We start from the raw sequence: 22,622 nt of genomic DNA, 5'->3' as shown, positions 1-22,622 counted from the left end.
CTCAGTAATGCGGCGGGATGTCGTCCCGCAGGCTGCGAAACTCTTGGGGCTGGTTGTTCTGGACCTGGTCACGGAGGTTGCGCAGTTCCTTCGCCAATAGATCGATTTGTTGTTGCTGGCGGAAAACGGTGCGGTTCAGTTCCTCGACCAGATCCTCGGTGTAGCTGATCTTGATTTCCAGTTCGGTAATGCGTGATTCCACATTGCTTCCTTATTTCTCGTTGCGCCAGTCGCGCAGGGTTTCCTTGGGGGGCGGCGGTGGTGTTTGATCGCGTTGTCGGATCAGGGGGAGTGCAGCTCCTAGGATGACGATGACGCAAATGCCGAGCACAATCCATACGTTGCTCATTGTTTCTCTCCTCGATGACTGATGCGAAGTGTACTGCGCTTCAAAAAAATCGCGAAAGGCTGTTGACAAGGGCGAATAAGGGTCTATAATGCGGCCTTCTTCAGGCGGTTAGCTCAGTTGGTTAGAGCGCCACGTTGACATCGTGGAGGTCGTTGGTTCGATTCCAATACCGCCTACCAAATTCCTGATGAGGCTGATCATGCTGTTCCGAACTTGCACCGAAGTTCAGAAACTGTAATCGAGTCAGCTATTCGTCAAAAAAAGTGCGGCTCGGACCGCACTTTTTTTTCGTCCAGATTTTTATCCAGAGATTCCGCCATGCCTGATATCAAACTGCCCGATGGTTCCATCCGCTCCTACGAGCAAGCAGTCACCGTTGCTGAAGTCGCCGCTAGCATCGGCGCCGGTCTGGCTCGTGCGGCACTGGCTGGTAAAGTCGATGGTGTTCTGGTCGATACCTCCTATTTGATCGACAAGAGTGTCGATCTGGCGATTATTACCGAGCGCGATGCGGAGGGTGTCGAGGTTATCCGCCACTCGACCGCTCACCTGTTGGCCTACGCCGTCAAGGAGTTGTTCCCGGAGGCCCAGGTCACCATTGGTCCGGTTGTCGAAAACGGCTTCTATTACGACTTTGCCTACAAGCGCCCGTTTACGCCGGAAGATCTGGCCGCCATCGAAAAGCGCATGGCCGAGCTTGCCAAGAAGGATATTCCGGTCAGTCGCGAAGTTTGGGGGCGCGACGATGCGGTCAGGTTCTTTCTCGATCAGGGCGAAAAGTACAAGGCCGAGTTGATCGAGGCTATCCCGGCTGACCAGCAGGTGTCGCTGTACCGCGAAGGTGACTTCATCGACTTGTGCCGTGGCCCGCACGTGCCAAGCACGGCCAAACTCAAGGTCTTCAAACTGATGAAGGTGGCCGGCGCCTACTGGCGCGGCGACCACCGCAACGAACAACTGCAGCGCATCTACGGCACGGCCTGGGCCAAGAAGGAAGATCTCGACGCCTATCTGCACATGCTGGAAGAGGCAGAGAAGCGCGATCACCGTCGCCTTGGCAAGCAATACGACCTGTTCCATATGCAGGAAGAGGCGCCAGGCCTAGTCTTCTGGCACCCCAAGGGCTGGGCGATCTGGCAGGAAATCGAACAGTACATGCGCGCCGTCTATCGCAACAACGGCTACCTGGAAGTGCGCTGCCCACAGATCCTCGACAAGTCGCTGTGGGAAAAGTCGGGCCACTGGGAGCACTACAAGGACAACATGTTCACCACGTCCTCAGAGAATCGCGATTACGCGGTGAAGCCGATGAACTGTCCGGGTCATGTGCAGGTGTTCAATTCCGACCTGCGCTCCTACCGTGAACTGCCGCTGCGTTACGGCGAATTTGGCTCCTGCCACCGCAACGAGCCGACGGGGGCGCTGCATGGCCTGATGCGAGTGCGCGGTTTTGTGCAAGACGACGGTCACATCTTCTGTACGGAAGACCAGATCGAATCGGAAGTGACTGCCTTCAATGCGCTGGTCAAGAAGGTCTATGCCGATTTTGGTTTCAACGATGTTGAGGTCAAGCTGGCGCTGCGGCCGGATAGTCGCGTCGGCTCAGACGAGGTTTGGGACAAGGCGGAGGATGCGCTGCGTCAAGGCTTGCGCGCTTCCGGCCTGGAGTGGGCCGAACTGCCGGGCGAGGGGGCTTTTTATGGCCCGAAGATCGAATTCCATATCAAGGATGCTATTGGCCGTTCTTGGCAGTGTGGCACCATGCAGGTTGACTTCTCGATGCCGGGGCGTCTTGGTGCCGAGTACGTCGCCGGCAACGACGAGCGCAAGGTGCCGGTCATGCTGCATCGCGCCATCCTCGGCTCGCTGGAGCGCTTCATCGGTATCCTGATCGAGAACTTTGCCGGCGCCCTGCCACTGTGGCTGGCGCCGGTACAGGCGGTGGTGCTGAATATCTCCGAAAAGCAGGCCGATTATGCTGCCGATGTTGCGCAAAAGCTGCATCAGGCAGGCTTCAGGGCCGAGGCGGATTTGCGTAATGAGAAAATTACCTATAAAATTCGCGAACATAGCTTGAACCGGCTGCCTTATCAGCTTGTTGTAGGCGATAAGGAAAAGGCGGACGGACTGGTGGCCGTGCGTACACGCGGTGGTCAGGATCTCGGACAGATGACTGTCGAGGCGCTGATCGAGCGACTCCAAGGGGAAGTCGCGGCGCGTAGTGGCACGGCTTAATTATTTGATATTTCGGGGGTTTTACCATCGCTCAGAACAAGGCCCATCGTTTAAACGATGAGATCACGGTGCCGGAGATTCGTCTCCAGGGTGTTGAAGGTGAGCAGCTAGGGATTGTGAATATCCGTACTGCGTTGCAGATGGCCGAGGAAGCCGGGGTTGACCTGGTCGAGATCGCGCCGACGGCAAAGCCGCCTGTCTGCCGCATCATGGATTACGGCAAGTTCAAGTACCAAGAGCAGAAGCGCGCTCACGAAGCGAAGCTGAAGCAGAAACAGGTGCAGGTCAAGGAAATCAAACTGCGCCCGGGTACCGACGAGAACGACTATCAGATCAAGCTCAGGAATATGACGCGTTTCTTGGAAGAGGGCGACAAGGTCAAAGTGACCTTGCGCTTCCGGGGTCGCGAAATGGCGCATCAGGAATTCGGCATGCGCCAGCTGGAACGTATCAAGGCAGACCTCGAGGCCGTTGGTGCCGTCGAGCAGATGCCGAAGATGGAAGGTCGTCAGATGATCATGATCATCGGGCCGGCGAAGAAGAAGTAAAAGGCGGTACCCGCGGTTCGCCGCGGCAACACAAGTGCTTTCGGGTAGTACAAGCGTTCCCGCCGGGAACCACCTGACGGCATGACATTAAGGAGCATCCAAATGCCCAAGATGAAGACCAAGAGCAGCGCCAAGAAGCGCTTTTCGGTCCGCGCTGGTGGTTCCATCAAGCGTGGCCAAGCCTTCAAGCGTCACATCCTGACCAAGAAGACCACCAAAGTGAAGCGTCACCTGCGCGGTGCTACTGCTGTTCACGAGCGCGACGTCGCATCCGTCCGCGCCATGATGCCCTACGCGTAAGGAGATAGAACATGTCCCGAGTTAAACGTGGTGTAACGGCTCGCGCCCGTCACAAGAAGGTTCTTGATCAGGCCAAGGGTTACCGCGGTCGTCGCAAGAACGTATATCGCATCGCCAAGCAGGCGGTGATGAAGGCTGGTCAGTATCAGTATCGTGACCGCCGTCAACGCAAGCGTCAGTTCCGTTCCCTGTGGATCGCCCGTATCAATGCCGCCGCTCGCGAGCTGGGCATGAAGTACAGCACCCTGATGAATGGTCTGAAGAAGGCCAATATCGAAGTCGACCGCAAGGTCCTGGCCGATCTGGCCGTCTTCGATCAGCCGGCATTTGCTGCTCTGGCCGCCCAGGCCAAGGCCAAGCTCGGCGCCTGAGCTTAAGCTCTTGAAAAAAAAGGAGGCGCAAGCCTCCTTTTTTGTTTATTCGTTTTGCTGTCGGTAGTTTTGCTGGAACAAGTCCATGGACAATCTCGATCAGATCGTTAGCGAAGCCAAAGCCGCATTCGCTGCCATTTCCGACCCGGACGCGCTGGAGCAGGTCAAGGCCCGTTTCCTCGGCAAGAGCGGCCAGATTACCGAACTCCTGAAGGGCCTCGGCAAACTGCCACCCGAGGAGAAGAAAACTGCCGGCGCGGCAATCAACGTCGCCAAGACCGCGGTCGAAACCGCGCTCAACGAGCGCCGTGAAGCCATCCGCAAGGCCGCGCTCGAAGCACGCCTGGCCGAAGAGGCGCTCGATGTCACGCTGCCCGGACGCGCCGAGGCGCGCGGTGGTCTGCATCCGGTGACGCGCACGCTGGAGCGCATTGAATCCCTGTTCGCCTCGATCGGCTTCGAAGTCGCCGATGGCCCGGAAATCGAAGAGGATTTCCACAACTTCACCGCCTTGAACACGCCCGAGGATCACCCGGCCCGTTCGATGCACGACACGTTCTACCTGCAGAACCCGGACGGCACACTGGCCGACAAGGTGCTGCTGCGTACCCACACCAGTCCGATCCAGGCGCGCTACATGCAGGCTCACGTCGCCAAGTTCGGCCAACTGGAAACCATGCCCGAGATTCGTATCATTGCCCCGGGCCGCGTCTATCGCGTCGACTCCGACGCGACGCATTCGCCAATGTTCCATCAGGTCGAAGGCCTGTGGGTCGGCGAGAACGTTTCCTTTGCCGATCTGAAGGGCGTGATCGCCGATTTCCTGAAGAGTTTCTTCGAAACCGACGATCTGACCGTCCGCTTCCGCCCGTCCTTTTTCCCGTTTACCGAACCGTCGGCTGAAATTGACGTCGCTTTCATGAGCGGTGCGCTGAAGGGCCGCTGGCTAGAGATCGCCGGCTGCGGCATGGTGCATCCGAACGTCTTGCGCATCGCCGGCATCGATCCGGAAAAATACACCGGCTTCGCCTTTGGCTTCGGGCCGGACCGCCTGACCATGCTGCGTTACGGCGTCAATGATCTTCGCCTGTTCTTCGAAGGTGATCTGCGCTTCCTGCGCCAGTTCGCCTGATTCCATTTTCGAGACACGCCAATGAAATTCTCCGAATCCTGGTTGCGTACCCTTGTCGATCCGAAGCTGACGAGCGAGGAACTATCCCATCTGCTGACCATGGCCGGCCTCGAAGTTGAGGAGCTTGACCCGGTTGCTCCCGTTTTCGACAGCGTCGTCGTCGCCCATGTTCTGGAAGTCGTCAAGCATCCGGACGCTGACCGCCTGAATGTCTGCCAAGTCGATACCGGCAGCGGCAGTCCGACGACCATCGTCTGCGGTGCGCCGAACGTCGCTGTCGGACTCAAGGTGCCGTGCGCGCTGCCTGGCGCCAAACTGCCGGGTGACTTCACCATCAAGATCGCCAAGGTGCGCGGCATTGAATCCTCCGGCATGCTGTGTTCGGCCAAGGAGCTGGGTATTGCCGAAGAGGCATCCGGCCTGCTCATCCTGCCGGCCGATGCGCCGGTCGGTCAGTCGATTCGCCAGTACCTGGAACTTGACGATAACGTCTTCGAGATCAAGCTGACGCCGAACCGTGCCGACTGCCTCTCGCTGCAAGGGATTGCTCGTGAAGTCGGGGCCATTACCGGTGCAGCTGCGTCGCTGCCGCAAGTAGCGGAAGTGCCGGCCAGTATTGCCGACATGCGTGCGGTGGTGCTCGACGCGCCGGCCGCCTGCCCGCTGTACTACGGACGTATCGTCAAGAATGTGGATGCCAAGGCGCCGACACCGGAGTGGATGAAGCGCCGTCTGGAGCGTAGCGGCATTCGTGCCATTTCAGCCCTGGTCGACATTACTAATTACGTGATGCTCGAACTCGGCCAACCGTTGCACGCCTTCGATAACACCCGCTTGGAAGGCGCCGTGCATGCCCGCATGGCTAATCCGGAAGAAAAGCTATTGCTGCTCAATGAACAGGCCATTGCCGTCGATAGTGATGTGCTGATGATCGCCGACGACGCCAAACCTCTGGCTATGGCTGGGATCATGGGCGGCGAGGAGAGTGGTATCACCCTCGACACGACCGAGCTTTTCCTGGAGTCGGCTTTCTTTGCGCCGAAAGCCATTGCCGGCCGTGCCCGTCGCTACGGTTTTACGTCGGATGCGTCGCACCGCTTCGAGCGGGGCGTTGATTTCGGCGGCACGCGTGCCGCTATCGAGCGCGCGACGCAGCTGATTCTGGAAATCTGCGGCGGCCAGGCCGGTCCGGTGACCGAAGCCAAGGCTGAGTTGCCGGCCCGGACGCCGGTTCGTCTGCGCACCGCCCGTGCCGAGAAGGTTCTTGGCCTGGCCCTGGGGGCCGAGCGCATTGCCGGTCTGTTCAAGGGACTGGCCCTGTCCTTCGTGCAGCAGGGCGACGATTTCCTGGTGACGCCGCCGTCCTGGCGTTTCGACATGGAAATCGAGGAAGATCTGATCGAGGAAATCGCCCGTCTGTACGGCTACGACAATATCCCGTCGCCGGCGCCGCGCGGTCGCATGGAGATGATGCGGAAGCCCGAGGCGCAGCGCCCGGCCTACAGTATCCGCCAGATGCTGGCTGATCGTGGCTATCAGGAAGTGGTGAACTATGCCTTCGTCGAGGAGGCCTGGGAGGCCGATTTCGCGGCGAAAATCGCCGAGGCTGACCTGATTCGCTTGGCTAATCCGATTGCCAGTCAGATGGCGGTGATGCGTTCCAACCTGTTTGGCGGCTTGATTTCGAACCTGGTTACCAACCTGAAGCGCAAACAAAACCGTGTCCGTTTGTTCGAAGTCGGGCGCACTTTCCATCGTGATGCGGCGGCACAGCCGGTGGCTGGCTTTCGCCAGCCATGGAAGCTGGCCGGCCTGGCATTTGGTGGTGCCTTGCCGGAAGGTTGGGGCGCGGGTTCGCGCAAGGTCGATTTTTACGACGTCAAGGGTGATATCGAAGCGCTCCTCGCACCGGCCATGCTGCGCTTCGAAAAGCTGACCCATCCGGCCCTGCATCCGGGGCGTGCGGCGCGCGTTCTGCTGGATGCTCAGGAAATCGGCTGCATCGGCGAACTGCACCCGGAGTGGGTGCAGAAGTATGATTTACCGCAAGCCCCGGTGCTGTTCGAGCTCGATTTTGCGGCAGTGAAGTCGGTTCGTGTCCCGGCTTACGTGGAAGTTTCGAAATTTCCGCCGGTTGTGCGCGATCTCGCCATCGTGGTTGATCAGAACGTTGCCTTGCAGACCCTGATCGATAGTTTGAAAGGTCAGGTTTCCGGGCTCATTCAGGACATCCAGTTGTTCGATGTGTACGTCGGCAAAGGGGTTCCTGAAAACAAAAAAAGTCTTGCTTTCCGTATAGTTATGCAAGATACTCAACGCACTTTGCAAGATTCGGAAGTTGATGCTGCAATGCAGCAACTGGTGTCCTGTTTCGAACAGGCATTCGGTGCTCAACTGCGTGCCTGACGGAACAATAACGATGACGCTGACAAAAGCCGAGCTCGCCGACCTGTTGTTTGAAAAAGTGGGCCTCAACAAGCGTGAGGCCAAGGACATGGTTGAGGCCTTCTTCGAAGAAATCCGCAATGCCCTTGAAACCGGTGATGGCGTAAAGCTCTCCGGTTTCGGTAATTTTCAGCTGCGCGACAAGCCGCAGCGCCCCGGGCGCAACCCCAAGACCGGCCAGGAAATCCCCATTACGGCACGCCGTGTCGTTACCTTCCACGCCAGCCAGAAACTTAAATCGGACGTTGAATTAGCCTTCGATGGAACCGCGGCATAAAATTGCAGGCGGCGATGAATTGCCGCCGATTCCCGCCAAGCGCTACTTCACCATTGGTGAGGTCAGTGAGTTGTGCGGTGTCAAACCCCATGTGCTGCGCTACTGGGAGCAGGAGTTCAACCAACTGAAGCCGGTTAAACGACGGGGCAACCGCCGCTATTACCAACACCACGAGGTTTTGCTGGTGCGTCGCATCCGTGAACTTCTCTATAATCAAGGGTTTACGATTAGTGGTGCGCGGAATAGGTTGGACGAGGGGGGGGTAGTCGAAATCGCTGTCGCCGATGTTCCGGAAGTTGCCAAAATACCCGGAGGCCTGCGCAGTGAATTGAAATCCATCATTGATATGTTGCAGCTGTGAAAACGGCGGATTTTCGGATATAATGCAGGTCTCGTGTCGGGGCGTAGCGCAGCCTGGTAGCGCACTTGCATGGGGTGCAAGGGGTCGCGAGTTCGAATCCCGCCGCCCCGACCAAAATTAAAAAAACCGGCCTAGGCCGGTTTTTTAATTTGTGGCGTTGAAAAAATCATTTAGACAAATTAAATTATCACCACAATTTTATTAAGGAGGTAATCATGGATTTGTCCAATTTGAGCGTTTCCCAATTGCGCGACTTACTGCAGCAGATTCCGGCTGAAATTAAACGTCGTGAAGCTCAGGAAAAAGTGAGTGTCCTGAATGAATTGCGTGCTTTCGCCAAAGCCCGTGGTTATGCGATTGAGGAATTGTTGGCCAAGGAAGTCAAGCCTAAAGCTATTTCTGGAGGCAAGGTCAAGGTTAAATACCGCCACCCCGAGAATGCCGAACTGGAATGGACCGGTCGTGGTCGCAAGCCGAAATGGGTCGAGGCCTGGTTGGAGTCCGGTAAAACCATGGAAAATCTTCTGGTTTGATTTATGCGCATTCTGCTGAGTAACGATGACGGCTATTTCGCGCCGGGGCTTAGCGCCCTAGCCGATGCCTTGGGTGACTTGGGCGATGTGGTGGTGGTTGCTCCGGAGCAGAATCGTAGTGGTGCCAGCAACTCGTTGACGCTGGACAGGCCGCTGTTTTTGAAAAAGGCGGCCAACGGTTTTCATTTTGTGAATGGCACGCCGACTGATTGTGTGCATTTGGCAGTAACCGGGATGCTGGATAGCTTGCCGGATATCATCGTTTCCGGAATTAATAATGGCGCCAACATGGGGGACGATACGATTTATTCCGGAACAGTCGCTGCCGCCACCGAGGGGTATTTGTTGGGTATTCCCTCGATTGCCATTTCTTTGACCAGTTTCGATGGCAGGAATTTTGCATCGGCCGGATTGGTGGCACGGCAATTGGTTGAGCGTTTTATTCGCCAGCCGATGCAAGAGCCCGTCTTGCTGAATGTCAATGTTCCGGATATTCCATATTCGGAATTGAAGGGAATGGAAGTGACGCGCCTCGGGCGGCGTCACAAGGCTGAGCCAGTTGTTAAAACGGTTTCTCCGCGCAACGAGACGCTTTACTGGATCGGTGCGGCAGGCGCTGCAGCCGATGCCGGGCCGGGAACGGATTTCAATGCAGTCGAGCGTGGTTGTGTGTCGATCACGCCCTTGCAGATCGACCTGACGCATTCCGCGCAATTGCCAGCTCTTGTTCAGTGGATGGAGTGAGGCATACGGTGTTGCACGGCATTGGCATGACTTCACAGCGTACTAGAGCGCGTATGATCGAACGGCTGCGCGAGAAAGGTATCCGCAACGAGGCTGTCCTGAAAGCCATGGCAGCGGTGCCACGCCATGTTTTCGTGGAGGAGGCCTTGGCTTCGCGGGCATATGAAGATACGGCCTTGCCGCTCGGCATGGGGCAGACGATCTCCCAGCCATACGTTGTAGCCCGGATGATCGAGCTCTTGCTCAATGGCAGGAATACTTTGGGCAAGGCGCTGGAGATCGGTGCCGGTTGTGGTTATCAGGCCGCTGTGCTGGCGCAGTTGACGAACGAGGTCTATGCTGTCGAACGCTTGGGGCCGTTGCTGGAGAAGGCAAAAGCCCACATGCGAACCTTGCAGCAATTCAATGTTCGCCTCAAGCATGCCGATGGACAGTTTGGATTACCCGAGGCCGGGCCGTTCGACAGCATCATTGTTGCCGCCGCCGGTGTTCAGGTGCCGCCTGCGCTGTTGCAGCAATTGGCGCCTGGCGGACGTCTGGTCTTGCCAGTGGGGGCTGGTGAGCAGTATCTTAGTTTCATTGAGCATACGGCGCAGGGCTATATCGAAACCCGCCTCGATGCCGTGCGCTTCGTCCCGCTTTTGTCAGGAACACAATGATTCGTTTTTTCGCTGCAATTATTCCGACTGTATTACTGACCGGTTGTCTATCCCAGCAGCCGGCCCCCACTGTGGATCGGGCGGGAAGCACATCACCCCGCACATCAGCGCAGGCTCAGCCGGTTGGTCCAGGCTACTACACTGTCAAGCGTGGGGATACGCTATACCGTATCGCGCTCGACAATGGGCAGGATCACCGTGACATCGCAGCTTGGAACAATATTGCCAATCCTTCCTCAATCAAGGAAGGGCAGGTGCTCAGGGTCATTCCGCCGGGGGCTGCCGAGCCGACCGATGGGGCTGTGAGCAAGCCGATTGCCACGGTTTCCGGTGTCGAGGCGCGATCGCTGGATCAGCCGGCGCCGCAGGTGGCGGCCACTTCGGGCTCGTTGAAGCGGGAGCCTCGTGTCGGCAAGGAGCCCTATTCGGACGAAGCCTATGCACGACTGAACAAGCAGGCCGAGGCTGCTAAGCCGGTCGAAGTCAAGCCGGAAACGAAACCCGAGGTGCCGCCGCCGGCTCCCGCGCCGGCCTCGCCCTCCGGGCCTGACGACGTTGCCTGGGCGTGGCCGAGCACGGCCAAGGTGACTGCACAGTACAGCGAATCCGGCAACAAGGGTCTGGATTTCTCCGGTAAGGCTGGCGATCCGGTGCTTGCCGCTGGTGACGGCAAGGTGGTCTATGCCGGAAGTGGTTTGCGGGGGTTCGGCGAGTTGGTGATCGTCAAGCACAATGCGACCTTCCTGTCGGCCTATGCCCACAATCGCAAGATACTGGTCAAGGAAGGGCAGCAGGTTACCCGGGGCCAGAAAATCGCGGAAATGGGCAATACCGATGCCGACTCGGTGAAGCTTCACTTTGAAATCCGCAAGCAGGGCAAACCGGTCGATCCTTCGGTCTATCTCCCGAAACGATGAGCGAGACCGGCGACGACATCGGGGATGATTTCGAGGGGCAACCCGATGAATCCCTGCTGCCGCCGGAACCTGAACCTGTCACCCCGGAAATCGAGCTGCTCGAGGATGTGACGCAGCTTTATCTGTCGGAAATCGGCGCCAAGCCCTTGCTGACGCCGGAAGAGGAACTGGCGACGTCACGCTTGGTACGTCAGGGCGACTTTTCTGCCCGCCAGCGCATGATCGAGCACAACCTGCGGCTGGTGGTGAATATTGCCAAGCATTACCTGAATCGCGGTATTCCTTTGCTTGATCTGGTCGAGGAGGGCAACCTCGGCTTGATCCACGCCCTGGAGAAATTCGATCCGGAGCGTGGTTTCAGGTTCTCGACCTATGCGACCTGGTGGATACGCCAGAATATCGAACGCGGCATCATGAACCAGTCGCGGACTATCCGCCTGCCGGTTCATATCGTCAAGGAAATCAACGTTGTACTCCGTGCCATGCGGCATCTGGAATCGGAGGACAAGCGCGATTCGACTGTGGAGCGTATTGCTGCGCTGATCGACCGGCCGGTCGACGATGTGCGCCGTATCCTGTCGCTCAACGAACACATTGCATCGCTCGATGCGCCGCTGGAAATCGATCCCAACCATACGATCGGCGAGAACATCGCCGACGAAGGCGGTGCCGATCCGGAATCCCTGCTGCAGGAAAGCGAAATCGGTTTGCTGGTCGATGACTGGTTGGCGCAGCTATCCGAACGCCAGCGCTCGGTTATCGAGCGCCGCTATGGTCTTAACGGCGCCGACGTGGCGACGCTGGACGCCATTGCCACCGACCTCGGCCTGACCCGCGAGCGGGTTCGTCAGATTCAGATCGAGGGGCTGGATCGTCTGCGCAAGATCATCAAGCGCGGCAATATCTCCCGCGATTCTCTGCTGTAGCCGGAAGCTGGGTGCACAGCCGGTTGCGAATCTCTTCGGCCAGCTGGAATACCGACATCGCATAGAAGCTCGAGCGGTTGTAGCGGGTGATGACGTAGAAGTTCTCGAAACCCAGCCAGTATTCGGTTTCCTTGTTTGGCGAGACCAGATCGATCAGGGCGACGGTGGCTTGCGGGTCGGTTTCGGCACGGATGCCTTTGGCAGCCAGTTCCGCAGCCTTCAGGCTCGGACGAATGCCGGCCTGGAGCAGCGACGGATCAGGCGTGCCATTCGTTGCGGCGGACACGGCGATTGTCTGTCCGGCCTGCCAGCCGTGTTGTTCCAGAAAACGGGCGACGCTGCCGATGGCATCGTCGACGCTGTTGCTGAGGTCGACGCGCTGGTCGCCGTCGAAGTCGACCGCATAGCGGCGTTGGCTGCCCGGCATGAACTGCGGGATGCCGATGGCGCCGGCGAAGGAACCCTTTACGGCGAGCGGGTCGAGGGCGTTTTCCCGCGATAGGAGAAGGAATTGTTCGAGTTCGGTGCGGAAAAACTCGGCGCGGGGCGGGTATTTGAAAGCGAGGGTCGCCAGTGCTTCGAGAACGCGAAAGCCGCCGGTATTGCGGCCGTATTCGGTTTCGACGCCGATGATCGCAACGATGATCTCGGGCGGCACGCCATACAAGGCGCTGGCCTTGACGAGTTGCCCCTCGTTTTCTTGCCAGAAACGCACGCCGCCATCAATGCGGCGATCATTCAGAAAGCGCGGGCGGTAGCGCTCCCATGAGCGTTGCAGCGGCGAACTGGGCGGCTTGATCAGTTGCAGTACCTTGGCGTTCGGACGGATCTGGGCGAATTGGGAGAGCAGGGTGTCGGCATTGAAACCGTGCCGTTGTTCCAGATCGCGGGCAAAGTCGACGACCGCCGGTTCATCGGCAAAGCTGGTGGTCTGCGCGCCGGCGTGACCATACAGTGCGGTCGATATGAGGAGCAGTGTGGCCAGGGTGTTTTTGAGCTTGAGATTCATTGTTCAAATCGCGCGACGGCATCGCGCAATGGGGTTAGGTTGTCGTTGGCGTCGCCGTAGCGGACCCGAAGGTAGGCATCGACGACATTCTGGAAAGCTTCGCCCAGCTCAGGGTGTTGTTCCCGCACGCGCTGCGCCAATGCCATCGGCGTTTCCCAGGGCGCGCAGTGTACCTGTCTTCTGGCGAGTTGGCGCAGGGCTTTGTGCCAAAGCCGGAGGGCCGGATCTATTCTCGGTCGTTGATAGAGCGTCCACGCAGTCGTGGCAGCGAGCAGTATGCCGCAGACGATGCCCATCAGCGTTGCCAGACTGCGCCAGTCAGTGTCCGGGAGGCCGAGGCGGGACAGCAATTCGCGCTGGCGTTGCGGGTCGTAGCCCAGGACGTGCTGATTCCAGGCGTTGTTGACGGCTTCCCAGCGGTAACGCAGGTTGCGCAGCCAGTCGGCGCGCAGTTGCACAAGGGCGGGCAGGGGTTCGCCGAAGGCCAGGGCGTCGACGATGCCGGTTTCAATGCGGGCGGGGGAGACCGAGGCGGTCGGGTCGACGCGCAACCATCCGCGCCCTTCCAGCCAGACTTCGGCCCAGGCATGGGCGTCGGATTGCCGGACGACCAAGTGGCCGTCGAGCGGATTGAGTTCCCCGCCCTGATAGCCGGTGACGACGCGGGCCGGGATGCCCGCCGCCCGCATCAGAAAGACAAAAGCGCCGGCATAGTGCTCGCAGAAACCGCGTCGGGTCACGAACAGGAACTCGTCGATCCCGTTCGAGCCGAGGAGCGGCGGTTGCAGGGTGTAGGTGAATTCGGCCGCGAAAAGGTCTTGCGCCTTGCGGATGATCTCCTCAGGACGGAGACCGGTTTGCCGCCAGCCGAGCGCCAGGGCACGGGTTTTCGGGTTCGCTTGCGCCGGGATGCTGAGGTTGCGCTGCAGCGTTCGCGGGTCCTCGTCGGCATTGAAACGATAGTCGAGACTGGCGGCGAGCGCGAAACGTTGCCGCTCGGTCACTGGCTGGCGCTGGGTGGCAGCGAGGGCGGCATTCAGGAAGATGCCCTCGGGCAGGCTGACTGGCGCGTCGAGGGCCAGTATCCAGCGCTGGTTGTGTGCTTCCAGCGTCAGTTCGTAGCGGACCGGAGGCGACATCCTGTCCAGCGTTGCCGCGGCGCCTTGTCCGGTGTGCGGCCGCCAGGTCGTGCCGTCGAAATTCTCCAGAACCGGGCCGCGCCAATAGAGCTTGTGCTTGGCAGGCGACGCATCGATGAAGCGGGCGCGGAATGCGATGTCGGCGCTCTGCGCCAAGCGGGAAATGCTGCCCGGCGACATGCTGTCGGAGAGGCCGGTCATGCCGGCGTGCGCATCCGATGGCAGCCCCCACAGCGGGCCGGATATGCGGGGGAATAACAGATAGAGCACCAGCATGAACGGGATCGCTTGCAGGCACAGCCTGGCCGCGTAACGCAGGCTTGCGCCGCCCGTGTTCGATGGCCCGCCATGCAGGCGGATCAGGGTGGTCGTCAGCAGCCAGAGCGCGAACAGCAGCCAGATGCCCGTCGGAATGTTCTGGGAGTAGAGGTAATGTGTGAGCAGCAGGAAATAACCGAGCACGACGACGACCATGGCATCTCGTCGTGACTTCAGTTCGAGCAGTTTCATTGCCATGAAAACCACCAGCATGGCGACGCCGGCATCGCGTCCGAACAAGGTGCGGAACTCGATCAGGATGCCAGCGCAGCCGGCGACTACCAGTAGGATCAGCAGCCAGCGACCGGGCAGGCGCTCGTCTTTCCACCACAAGCGTACCGCCCAGAGCAGCAAAAGCAGGCTGATCGCGCTCAGCCAGTAGGCTTGGTGCGAAACATGCGGTGCGGCGGTGGCCACGGCGCTGGCAAATAGCCAGGGGCTTGCCTGGCGTTCGAGAGCTTGGTCGGCGCGTGTGCTCATGCTGGAAACAGGGCCAGCGCTTCGAGGCAACGTCGGCAGTGCCGGTCGCCACGCTCAGGTGGCAAGGAGAGATTGGGGAGGCGCAGGCCGTAGGGGTTGCCGGCAGCCTCGGCGGCGAGTATCCATCCGGCGAGTATGCCGAGGCGTACTTCGTCGGAGAGCCCCGGGGCGGTGTTTTGCCAGTCGAAAACCTGCTCGCTTTGCATGCCACCGGCAAATTCCTTGATCAGCAGCGGCCCTTCGCCGGCATGGCGGGCGCTGGCTTTCCATGCAACGTGGCGCGGCGAATCAGCGGGCTGCCTTTCGCGGAAGCCCGAGAAGTCCTCATGTCCGCCGTCGCCGTGCAGATTGTCGCCGCGCTGGCTGGCGCTCGCCGTCGGCATGGGGGCCGTGACGGGTTGGGGGTAGACCAGGCAACGCATCTCGGGCTGAAGGTAAGACCAGGCTGTAAACAAGCCGAGCGGATACCGGGTTGTCAGGCGTACCGGCGGCAAGGTCAGCCAGCCTCGCCGATGTGCAGGCAGCGGTACGCGAACCCGGGTCTTGCCCAGGCTTGCAACGGCTGCGCTGACCGGCAGGTCGACGTCGGCGGCGAGTTCAAGCGCCAGACGTGGGCTCTGCCGGTCATTATCGAGCGAAAGCTGGAAAAAGGCCGTTTCGCCGGCGAATACGGGGTCGCAGCGTCCTGGTGCGATGATCAGGCCGAACAGGTTGCGAAACGTGTGGATCATGCCGACGATGCCCAGCCCGGCCAGCAGGAAGACCAGCGCATGGCCCAGCGCAAGGTTGTAGTTGATGGCACCGAGCAGCATGACGACCAAGGCCAGTGCGAAGAGCAAGCCGCCGCGCGAAGGAAGGATATAAATGCGTCGCTGCCCGAGTCGCAGCGGCCCCGTGCCGTCGCTCTTCCAGCGGAAAAGAAGCTGCTTCAGATACGGGCCGATTTTCACGGATCAGGGAATCGCGACGCTGCGGATCAGGCGGGTGATGTCCTCCGTCTGCGCGTGGCCGCCGGTCTGTGTCGTGCGCAGGCGATGGCGTGCCACGGCCGGCAGGACGGCCTGCACATCGTCCGGGATGACCATTTCCCGGCCGTCCAGCCAGGCCCAGGCACGGGCGGCCGAGAGCAACGCGAGCCCGGCGCGGGGCGACAGGCCGTGCTGGAAAGCCGGGTCGTGACGTGTCGCATCAACCAGCGCCTGAACGTAATCGATGAGCGGGGGGGCGGCATGGACTTGGGCAACCGCCTGTCGGACGGCGGGTAGTTCGGTCGGTGAAATCCGGCTGCTCAGCGTGTCTGCCCGGTTGCGCTGCCCGCCGGCGGCGAGCAAGGCTCTCTCGGCACTCGGGTCCGGGTAGCCCAGTTCGATACGCATCAGGAAGCGGTCGAGTTGGGATTCGGGCAAGGGGAATGTACCGATCTGGTGCGCCGGGTTCTGCGTGGCGATGACGAAGAACGGCTGCGGCAGCGGGCGGGTCTGCCCTTCGGCCGTGACCTGGCCTTCTTCCATGGCTTCGAGCAGCGCGCTCTGGGTTTTCGGCGTGGCACGGTTGATTTCATCAGCGAGCACCAGTTGCGCGAAAACGGGGCCGGGCAGGAAGCGGAATTCGCTTTTGTCGCGCTCGAAGATCGAAACCCCGGTGATGTCGGCGGGCAACAGGTCGCTGGTGAACTGGATGCGCGAAAACTGCAGCCCGAGCAGGTGGGCCAGGGCATGGGCCAGTGTCGTCTTGCCCATGCCGGGCAGATCCTCGATCAGCAAATGGCCGCCGGCGAGCAGGCAGGCGACCGCCAACCTGATCTCGGTGTGCTTGCCGAGAATGATCTGTCCGGCTTCGCTCAGGATCTGGTCGAAAGGCTGGGGAGGTCCGGCAAGTGCCGAAAGTTTGCTTTTTAGCATCATCGATGTCCGTCGTTGCAGCGTTACGCGATTCTAATGCTTGAAGCGGCCGATATATTGGGACGATAATGGCATTTCGACGTGCGCCTTTTTGTGCGCCGGTTCGCAGAGAGAGAACAAGTGACGACCACTGCCTTCATCACCCATCGCGACTGCCAGTTGCACGACATGGGATCGCATCACCCGGAATGCCCGCAACGTCTCACCGCCATCAATGATCACCTGATTGCTCAGGGGATTGATGCCTACTTCGTTTACTACGACGCACCGCTGGCCACCTTCGAACAACTGCTACGCGTCCACCCGGCTTCCCATCTGGAACGCATCAAGCGTGCTTCTCCGGAAATGGGCGTCGTCCATCTCGACCCCGATACCGCCATGAATCCGCACACCTGGCAAGCTGCACTGCGTTCTGCCGGGGCTGGGTGCCACGCTGTCGACCTCGTCATGAAAGGCGAGATCGAGAATGCCTTCTGTGCGGTTCGCCCGCCGGGTCACCATTGCGAAAAGTCCACACCCATGGGCTTCTGCTTCTTCAACAACATCGGCGTCGCGGCGATGCATGCCATCAAGGCCCATGGTCTGGAGCGTGTCGCCATCATCGACTTCGACGTACACCATGGTAACGGTACTGAGGACTGCTTTGCCGGTGACGAACGGATATTGATGTGCAGTATTTTCCAGCACCCGTTCTACCCCTACAGCGGGACCGACAAGCCCGCCGCCAACATGTGCAACGTGCCGCTGGCGGCAGGTAGCGGCGGCGAGGAATTCCGCGATGCCGTCATGCAGGTATGGACGCCGCGCCTGCGCGAATTCAAGCCGCAGATGATCCTCATTTCAGCCGGTTTCGACGCCCATTACGAGGACGACATGGGCGGACTCAAGCTGTTCGAGAAAGACTATGCCTGGGTGACCGATCACCTGAAGATGCTGGCGGCCGAAATGTGCGACAAGCGTATCGTTGCCATGCTCGAAGGCGGCTACGTGATGACCTCCCTGGCCCGTAGCGTTGGCGCGCATCTGCGTTCGCTGGCCGATCTGTAAGCGCTTAATCCTTTAGGAAAAGGGCAGGCTGGGTTAAAATCCAGCCTCTTTTTCATGTTTGCAACGTTTAACCGGATAAATCCATGGCGTTGATTGTTCAAAAATACGGCGGCACGTCGGTCGGCAACCCCGAGCGCATCAAGAACGTCGCCAAGCGCGTAGCCAAGTTCCACGCGCAGGGCCACCAGGTCGTGGTGGTCGTTTCCGCAATGAGCGGCGAAACCAACAAGCTGATCGCGCTGGCCAAGGAAGTTCAGGCCAATCCCGACCCCCGCGAGCTGGATCAGATCTGCGCCACCGGCGAACAGGTCACCATCGGCCTGCTGTCGATGGCGCTCAAGAGCATCGGCGTTCCGGCACGCAGCTACACCGGTGGCCAGGTCAAGGTTCTGACTGACAACACCTTTACCAAGGCACGCATCCTGTCGATCGACGAAAGCAACATGCGTCGCGACCTCGACGAAGGTAAGGTTGTTGTCGTCGCCGGCTTCCAGGGGGTCGATGCCGACGGCAACGTTACCACGCTCGGCCGTGGTGGTTCCGATACCTCCGGTGTTGCACTGGCGGCTGCCCTGAAGGCGGACGAATGCCAGATTTACACCGACGTCGATGGCGTTTACACCACCGACCCGCGTGTCGTGCCGGAAGCCAAGAAGCTCGACACCATCACCTTCGAGGAGATGCTGGAAATGGCCAGCCTCGGCTCCAAGGTACTGCAGATCCGCTCGGTCGAATTTGCCGGCAAGTACAAGGTCAAACTGCGTGTTCTTTCCAGCTTCCAGGACGAAGGGGAAGGCACGCTGATCACTGTTGAGGAAGACAAGAACATGGAACAACCGATTATCTCCGGTATCGCCTTCAATCGCGACGAAGCCAAGCTGACCATGCTCGGCGTTCCGGACACCCCGGGCATTGCCTATCAGATTCTCGGCGCCATTGCCGACGCCAATATCGACGTCGACATGATCATCCAGAATGTCGGCCACGACGGAACCACCGACTTCTCCTTTACCGTCAATCGCGGCGACTTCGCCAAGGCACAGGGCATCCTCGAAGCCACCAAGGCTAAGCTGGGTGCGCGTGAAATCACCGGTGACAACAAAATTTGCAAGGTCTCGGCGGTGGGCGTCGGCATGCGTTCGCATCCGGGCGTCGCCTCCAAGATGTTCAAGGCGCTGGCTGACGAAGGCATCAACATCCAGATGATTTCGACCTCCGAGATCAAGATTTCCGTCGTCATCGACGAAAAATATCTTGAACTGGCCGTGCGCGTCCTGCACCGCACCTTCGGTCTGGATCAGTAAGGTTTGACCAAAGGGCGCGGAGCCTATATCATCCGCGCCTCACTGGTAAGGAGACGTGGCCGAGAGGTCGAAGGCACTCCCCTGCTAAGGGAGCATGCGGCCAAAAACTGCATCGAGGGTTCGAATCCCTCCGTCTCCGCCAGAGCCTGCAGCGAAAAAGCAAAAGCCCTTGATTTTTAAGGGCTTTTTGCTTTTCTAGTCTTACATGTTCGATGGTGATCCAAAGTGGTGATCCAGAAAGTGAGCCGAACATGTCAAACCTTCGGGTTCCGTCGTACCTTTCCAAAAGCCGTCATGGCATCTATTACGCACGCTTTGCCACCCCCACTGCGTTAAAACGGGCTTGCCCTAGTCTCCCTACGGAAATCCGGAAAAGTCTCAATACGCGCGATTTGCGCGATGCTGTTGTGCGTTCTAGGAAGCTCGCATTAGACTTCCGGCTTCTAATGACTCAAGCGATTGAAGCTATGAACCCGAGAGACAACTACAACGGGCAATTTCTTGTTGAGCGTGGTGCTGACGGTAGCATCCAATATAAGTTTGAAGAGGGTGACACTGCGGAAAAGGTCAAAGAGTACATCCAGCTATTGCAAGCAACTGGACAACTTCCGGTAGATGCCAACTCTTTGCAGCGGTCTGTGGTCGTTCCTAGTGATTCGGAAATGCGGGAGCTACGGATAGAAGCCAAGTCACAGAAAGCCGGTGGTATTTGGTTGTCTGAACTAATTCAAGCGTATGCCGATGAAAAGTTAGCTACAAACGAATGGACGGAGAACACTTGGCAGCAAACTTATAGGCCGTTGTTGCGTGATTTTCGAGAACTTGTATCTAAATCGAAGCGGACAATTACAAATAAGGATGGTTTAGAACAAGATATATGGGATATTCAAGCGTCTGAACTTGAAGAGCAACATATACAGACATACACAAGCGCTATGTTCAAGTTCCCGAAGAACTACGGCTCAATGAAAGGTCTAGAGGATGCAAAGCAAGCATTAAATGCCGGGCTTCCAACTCAGAGTAGGGAAAACGCATTTAAGAAGATGCGTATGGTAAAGACTTTCCTTACTTGGTCGTACAAGCGTAAGAAGTTGTCAGAGCAACTTGATATATTGTTGCCGACTGAAAAGAAAGATAAGAAGCGCGATAAGTCTAAGGATGGTTATCAACCGTGGGTGGATGCGGAGCTAAAAAAGATTTTTGAGCGTGAGAACTATCCGGCAGATGGCTTCAAGTTCTGGACGCCGCTAATTGCTCTATATACCGGCGCTCGGGCTAACGAAATAGCACAGCTTCTAGTGTCAGACATAAAACAGGTTGGTGGTATCCAATGTATCAGCATCATGGACTTGGATGATGATGTGGATGATGATGAACCTGTGGCGACTCCAGATGATAAGCCAATTAAGTCATTAAAAACGGCTGCTAGTCGTAGATTGGTTCCAATTCATCCGAAATTGATTGAGGTTGGATTTTTGAAGTTTGTAGAACATCAGAAAGAACAAGGCGAAAAGCGTTTGTTTCCTGAATTGAATTATTCTGATGTTGGTGGATACGGTCGCAACGTATCTAGAAATTTTGCAGAAGTAACCAAACGACTCGGTATATGGGTTGAGCGTAAGAAGGTCTTCCATAGCTTCCGAAGTACATTTAACGGGCGTTTAATGAAGCTTGGAACATCGCAAGAGTTGCGCGAGTTTTTGTTAGGCCATGCAAATGATTCGATGAATGTCCAAGCATACGGAAAGCAAATTGAAGACCGTCCTTATATGCAACTATATGAAGAAGTCAAAAAAGTTGATTTCGGATTGACTCATAAGGCTTGGGAGCCTGCTTTGAAGTTGCCTAGTCTTTAACTGTTGACTAGCCAGTGTTACACATGGATTGTTCCACTGGCTAGCGATATTAACTATTAAAATCTAGGTCGTCTTCTACTATAGGTAGCGGCACTTGAGCCTGAACGATAGGCGCGGGGTTCATGTAGGCATGAATCTTTGCGTTGAACTCTTCTATTTCAAAATTACATTTTGAAGTCTGAGTAGATACAAGTTTATCTTGTTCTTTTTCTGTTGATGCTTCTTTTAATTTATGCGCCAGCTTCTTGGCGTGCTTGCGTTTAATTAAATCTATATTAGATTTAATTGTTTCGTCACACATACGCAAAGCCATGCGTTTGACACTGCCGGGGTGTGTTGATTCGCTAACGGCTGCACGCAATAGAAAAGCCAAGCCTGCGCGTTCATTGGTTGGCGCTGTGGCTACCATGTGATGTACTTGAGGGTACTCGATACGGTTGGGCTTATCTTCTTCTGCACCGAGTTCTGTAGGCTTCTGCCAGCTTGTAGGGCAGGGTATGCCTAGCTTTGTAGCTAACAGGCCTACATTCCATTTATCACGCCCTTGGATGGCCTTGGCTGCTCTAATCCAGTCATTTCCGGCTAGAGTATTGCCGCGCTTACTGTCGTCCAATAATTGAAATAGTGTCTTTAAGTCGCTCTTGCTGTCTGTCTTGGTGTCGTATGCGGCTACTTCTGCGGCAATTTCTTTTGCAATATATCTTGCATCAAACTCGCCATTTTTCCGTAAATCAACACCATGACTATTGCACTTCAAGCCAAATTTCTTTAATGAAGCCTTCCATTTCTCTAATGCGACCTCTAGAAAGCCATCTATATTTGTACCGGGTGTATATGTAATCAGGTCGTGGATATGGATATGCAAGCCGTTGGAACCTACCGGCGATTCCATAGTTCTAATGCGCCCAAGGCTTCCTAATGCAGAAAGGTTATATTTTATTGATTGCCTGAAGTCATCTAGAGCAAGATAGAAATTGGCTACAAAGATGGACCAATCTATATCGCGTTTATGGTGGGCTGTAAGTGTTAGAAGTGCAATATGTATATTGCGTCTATCAATCTCGGGCAAGAATACTTGAGTAAGCCAGTCGCGCATATGGGCTGCTTTTACACCGGAGCAATGAGCGCAAAGGTGAGCATTGCCGCAGTGGGCAACATCGCACATCTTAGCTACTGTGCGGCCATCTTTCTTATTGACTTCAATATATGCGGTGTCTGGGTTGCTACTATTGTGAGCTTTTGCGCGTCTGCATAGCTTTAAGCCATCGCCTAAAATGTTTTCTTTGGTAGCTCTGTAATGCTTATTTAGTAGTCTTGCGGCTTTGTGCTGTCTTGTTGCTGTTCTGTAGTTCATTGGTTGAGTCCTCGTTAAATTACAAAACTGAGGAACTTTTACCAACTAATTTAAGCTAGCTTTACTTGACTATTTTTAACTATTGTGTAAAATAAGTACTTGAAAGAGATTGAGGCATTGGTTGGGTGCTATCAGTCTTGAGTAATTCAAACTGCTAATTTGAATTACTCCGATTACATTACTATATTAGATTGATATAGTCAACAAAACCGGGGCTAAATACTCCGGTTTTTTTACGCCTATAGTTTTATGTAAATCTATCTATTAATTAATTATATAAGTATTTATAGATGATTTTTATTTTTTTGAAAATCTCGGAAACCGTTGCGGCTGCTATCTTTGGGTTGTGTTTCTGACGGTGTTTTTTCCCGCTAATACAATTATTACCTAGGGCTGACGCCCCCCACCCATCCGGGC

General features: G+C 57.0%; 23 protein-coding genes, 3 tRNA genes and 1 pseudogene. 20 read left to right on the top strand and 7 right to left on the bottom strand.

All coding sequences use genetic code 11. The annotated features are described in order from the left end of the window. Position 1 precedes the first annotated feature (1 nt). A complete protein-coding gene (locus AB6Q56_RS08740; protein WP_434516664.1) occupies positions 2–202 on the bottom strand; it encodes a SlyX family protein in 201 nt (66 codons plus the stop codon). Between the two features lie 9 nt (positions 203–211). Further along, positions 212–349, bottom strand: coding sequence for a hypothetical protein (locus AB6Q56_RS08735; RefSeq protein ID WP_434516663.1), 138 nt, complete (start codon positions 347–349; stop codon positions 212–214). A gap of 102 nt (positions 350–451) precedes the next feature. Between AB6Q56_RS08735 and AB6Q56_RS08730 the strand changes: the two genes are divergently transcribed. From AB6Q56_RS08730 to rpoS, 15 genes are all read left to right on the top strand, one after another. Then, positions 452–528: transfer RNA gene (locus AB6Q56_RS08730), tRNA-Val, on the top strand. Positions 529–667: 139 nt separating this feature from the next. Further along, positions 668–2,584, top strand: coding sequence for a threonine--tRNA ligase (gene thrS, locus AB6Q56_RS08725; protein ID WP_434516662.1), 1,917 nt, complete (start codon positions 668–670; stop codon positions 2,582–2,584). A gap of 68 nt (positions 2,585–2,652) precedes the next feature. Then, the gene (gene infC / locus AB6Q56_RS08720) at positions 2,653–3,132 is read left to right on the top strand and encodes a translation initiation factor IF-3 (protein ID WP_434516661.1); all 480 of its coding nucleotides are present in this window, start codon (positions 2,653–2,655) and stop codon (positions 3,130–3,132) included. A 102-nt stretch (positions 3,133–3,234) separates the two neighbouring features. Beyond that, positions 3,235–3,432 carry a 50S ribosomal protein L35 gene (gene rpmI, locus AB6Q56_RS08715; protein WP_027458635.1) on the top strand — a complete coding sequence of 66 codons (198 nt, stop codon included), beginning with the start codon at positions 3,235–3,237 and terminating at the stop codon, positions 3,430–3,432. 11 nt (positions 3,433–3,443) lie between these two features. Continuing rightward, positions 3,444–3,803 carry a 50S ribosomal protein L20 gene (gene rplT / locus AB6Q56_RS08710; protein WP_434516660.1) on the top strand — a complete coding sequence of 120 codons (360 nt, stop codon included), beginning with the start codon at positions 3,444–3,446 and terminating at the stop codon, positions 3,801–3,803. An 85-nt stretch (positions 3,804–3,888) separates the two neighbouring features. Further along, positions 3,889–4,935, top strand: coding sequence for a phenylalanine--tRNA ligase subunit alpha (gene pheS / locus AB6Q56_RS08705; RefSeq protein ID WP_434516659.1), 1,047 nt, complete (start codon positions 3,889–3,891; stop codon positions 4,933–4,935). Positions 4,936–4,956: 21 nt separating this feature from the next. Then, positions 4,957–7,341 (top strand): phenylalanine--tRNA ligase subunit beta, encoded by a 2,385-nt coding sequence (pheT, locus tag AB6Q56_RS08700; RefSeq protein ID WP_434516658.1) that lies wholly within the window; start codon positions 4,957–4,959, stop codon positions 7,339–7,341. 7 nt (positions 7,342–7,348) lie between these two features. Next, positions 7,349–7,657, top strand: a complete 309-nt coding sequence (locus AB6Q56_RS08695; protein ID WP_223879645.1) for an integration host factor subunit alpha — start codon at positions 7,349–7,351, stop codon at positions 7,655–7,657. Next, positions 7,641–8,018: a MerR family transcriptional regulator gene (locus AB6Q56_RS08690; RefSeq protein WP_434516657.1), complete on the top strand. Its 378-nt coding sequence runs from the start codon at positions 7,641–7,643 to the stop codon at positions 8,016–8,018. The genes AB6Q56_RS08695 and AB6Q56_RS08690 overlap by 17 nt, the downstream gene beginning before the upstream one ends. A gap of 37 nt (positions 8,019–8,055) precedes the next feature. Continuing rightward, positions 8,056–8,132 (top strand) — tRNA-Pro (locus AB6Q56_RS08685). Positions 8,133–8,233: 101 nt separating this feature from the next. Next, positions 8,234–8,551 (top strand): H-NS family nucleoid-associated regulatory protein, encoded by a 318-nt coding sequence (locus AB6Q56_RS08680; protein WP_434516656.1) that lies wholly within the window; start codon positions 8,234–8,236, stop codon positions 8,549–8,551. Between the two features lie 3 nt (positions 8,552–8,554). Continuing rightward, positions 8,555–9,295, top strand: a complete 741-nt coding sequence (surE, locus tag AB6Q56_RS08675; protein ID WP_434516655.1) for a 5'/3'-nucleotidase SurE — start codon at positions 8,555–8,557, stop codon at positions 9,293–9,295. 53 nt (positions 9,296–9,348) lie between these two features. Beyond that, the gene (locus AB6Q56_RS08670; protein WP_434516654.1) at positions 9,349–9,954 is read left to right on the top strand and encodes a protein-L-isoaspartate(D-aspartate) O-methyltransferase; all 606 of its coding nucleotides are present in this window, start codon (positions 9,349–9,351) and stop codon (positions 9,952–9,954) included. A gap of 254 nt (positions 9,955–10,208) precedes the next feature. Further along, positions 10,209–10,871, top strand: coding sequence for a peptidoglycan DD-metalloendopeptidase family protein (locus AB6Q56_RS08665; protein WP_434516653.1), 663 nt, complete (start codon positions 10,209–10,211; stop codon positions 10,869–10,871). Then, positions 10,868–11,797, top strand: coding sequence for an RNA polymerase sigma factor RpoS (rpoS, locus tag AB6Q56_RS08660; protein ID WP_434516652.1), 930 nt, complete (start codon positions 10,868–10,870; stop codon positions 11,795–11,797). The genes AB6Q56_RS08665 and rpoS overlap by 4 nt, the downstream gene beginning before the upstream one ends. Here the strand turns inward: rpoS and mltB are convergent. The 4 genes from mltB to AB6Q56_RS08640 are packed head-to-tail and all read right to left on the bottom strand — an operon-like array spanning position 11,760 to position 16,644. Further along, positions 11,760–12,806, bottom strand: a complete 1,047-nt coding sequence (mltB, locus tag AB6Q56_RS08655; protein ID WP_434516651.1) for a lytic murein transglycosylase B — start codon at positions 12,804–12,806, stop codon at positions 11,760–11,762. The genes rpoS and mltB overlap by 38 nt on opposite strands. Then, complete coding sequence (locus AB6Q56_RS08650) at positions 12,803–14,743, bottom strand: transglutaminase TgpA family protein (protein ID WP_434516650.1); 1,941 nt, start codon at positions 14,741–14,743, stop codon at positions 12,803–12,805. The genes mltB and AB6Q56_RS08650 overlap by 4 nt, the downstream gene beginning before the upstream one ends. Beyond that, positions 14,740–15,693, bottom strand: coding sequence for a DUF58 domain-containing protein (locus tag AB6Q56_RS08645; RefSeq protein WP_434516649.1), 954 nt, complete (start codon positions 15,691–15,693; stop codon positions 14,740–14,742). The genes AB6Q56_RS08650 and AB6Q56_RS08645 overlap by 4 nt, the downstream gene beginning before the upstream one ends. A gap of 3 nt (positions 15,694–15,696) precedes the next feature. Beyond that, a complete protein-coding gene (locus AB6Q56_RS08640; RefSeq protein ID WP_434517146.1) occupies positions 15,697–16,644 on the bottom strand; it encodes an AAA family ATPase in 948 nt (315 codons plus the stop codon). Positions 16,645–16,764: 120 nt separating this feature from the next. Between AB6Q56_RS08640 and AB6Q56_RS08635 the strand changes: the two genes are divergently transcribed. From AB6Q56_RS08635 to AB6Q56_RS08615, 5 genes and pseudogenes are all read left to right on the top strand, one after another. Then, positions 16,765–17,691, top strand: coding sequence for a histone deacetylase family protein (locus AB6Q56_RS08635; protein ID WP_434516648.1), 927 nt, complete (start codon positions 16,765–16,767; stop codon positions 17,689–17,691). An 83-nt stretch (positions 17,692–17,774) separates the two neighbouring features. Further along, the gene (locus AB6Q56_RS08630; RefSeq protein WP_434516647.1) at positions 17,775–18,995 is read left to right on the top strand and encodes an aspartate kinase; all 1,221 of its coding nucleotides are present in this window, start codon (positions 17,775–17,777) and stop codon (positions 18,993–18,995) included. Between the two features lie 49 nt (positions 18,996–19,044). Beyond that, positions 19,045–19,137: transfer RNA gene (locus tag AB6Q56_RS08625), tRNA-Ser, on the top strand. A gap of 70 nt (positions 19,138–19,207) precedes the next feature. Further along, positions 19,208–19,372 (top strand): annotated as a pseudogene (locus AB6Q56_RS08620) (hypothetical protein); the annotation flags it as partial. Positions 19,373–19,441: 69 nt separating this feature from the next. After that, on the top strand, positions 19,442–20,851 hold the full coding sequence (locus AB6Q56_RS08615) for a site-specific integrase (RefSeq protein ID WP_434517145.1): 1,410 nt from the start codon (positions 19,442–19,444) through the stop codon (positions 20,849–20,851). A gap of 49 nt (positions 20,852–20,900) precedes the next feature. Here the strand turns inward: AB6Q56_RS08615 and AB6Q56_RS08610 are convergent, their stop codons facing one another. Further along, positions 20,901–22,205 carry a hypothetical protein gene (locus AB6Q56_RS08610; protein WP_434516646.1) on the bottom strand — a complete coding sequence of 435 codons (1,305 nt, stop codon included), beginning with the start codon at positions 22,203–22,205 and terminating at the stop codon, positions 20,901–20,903. Positions 22,206–22,622: the final 417 nt, after the last annotated feature.

This window comes from Dechloromonas sp. ARDL1 (assembly GCF_051122455.1).
Classification (GTDB): Bacteria; Pseudomonadota; Gammaproteobacteria; order Burkholderiales; family Rhodocyclaceae; genus Azonexus.
This window is presented reverse-complemented; position numbering and strand designations above follow the sequence as displayed.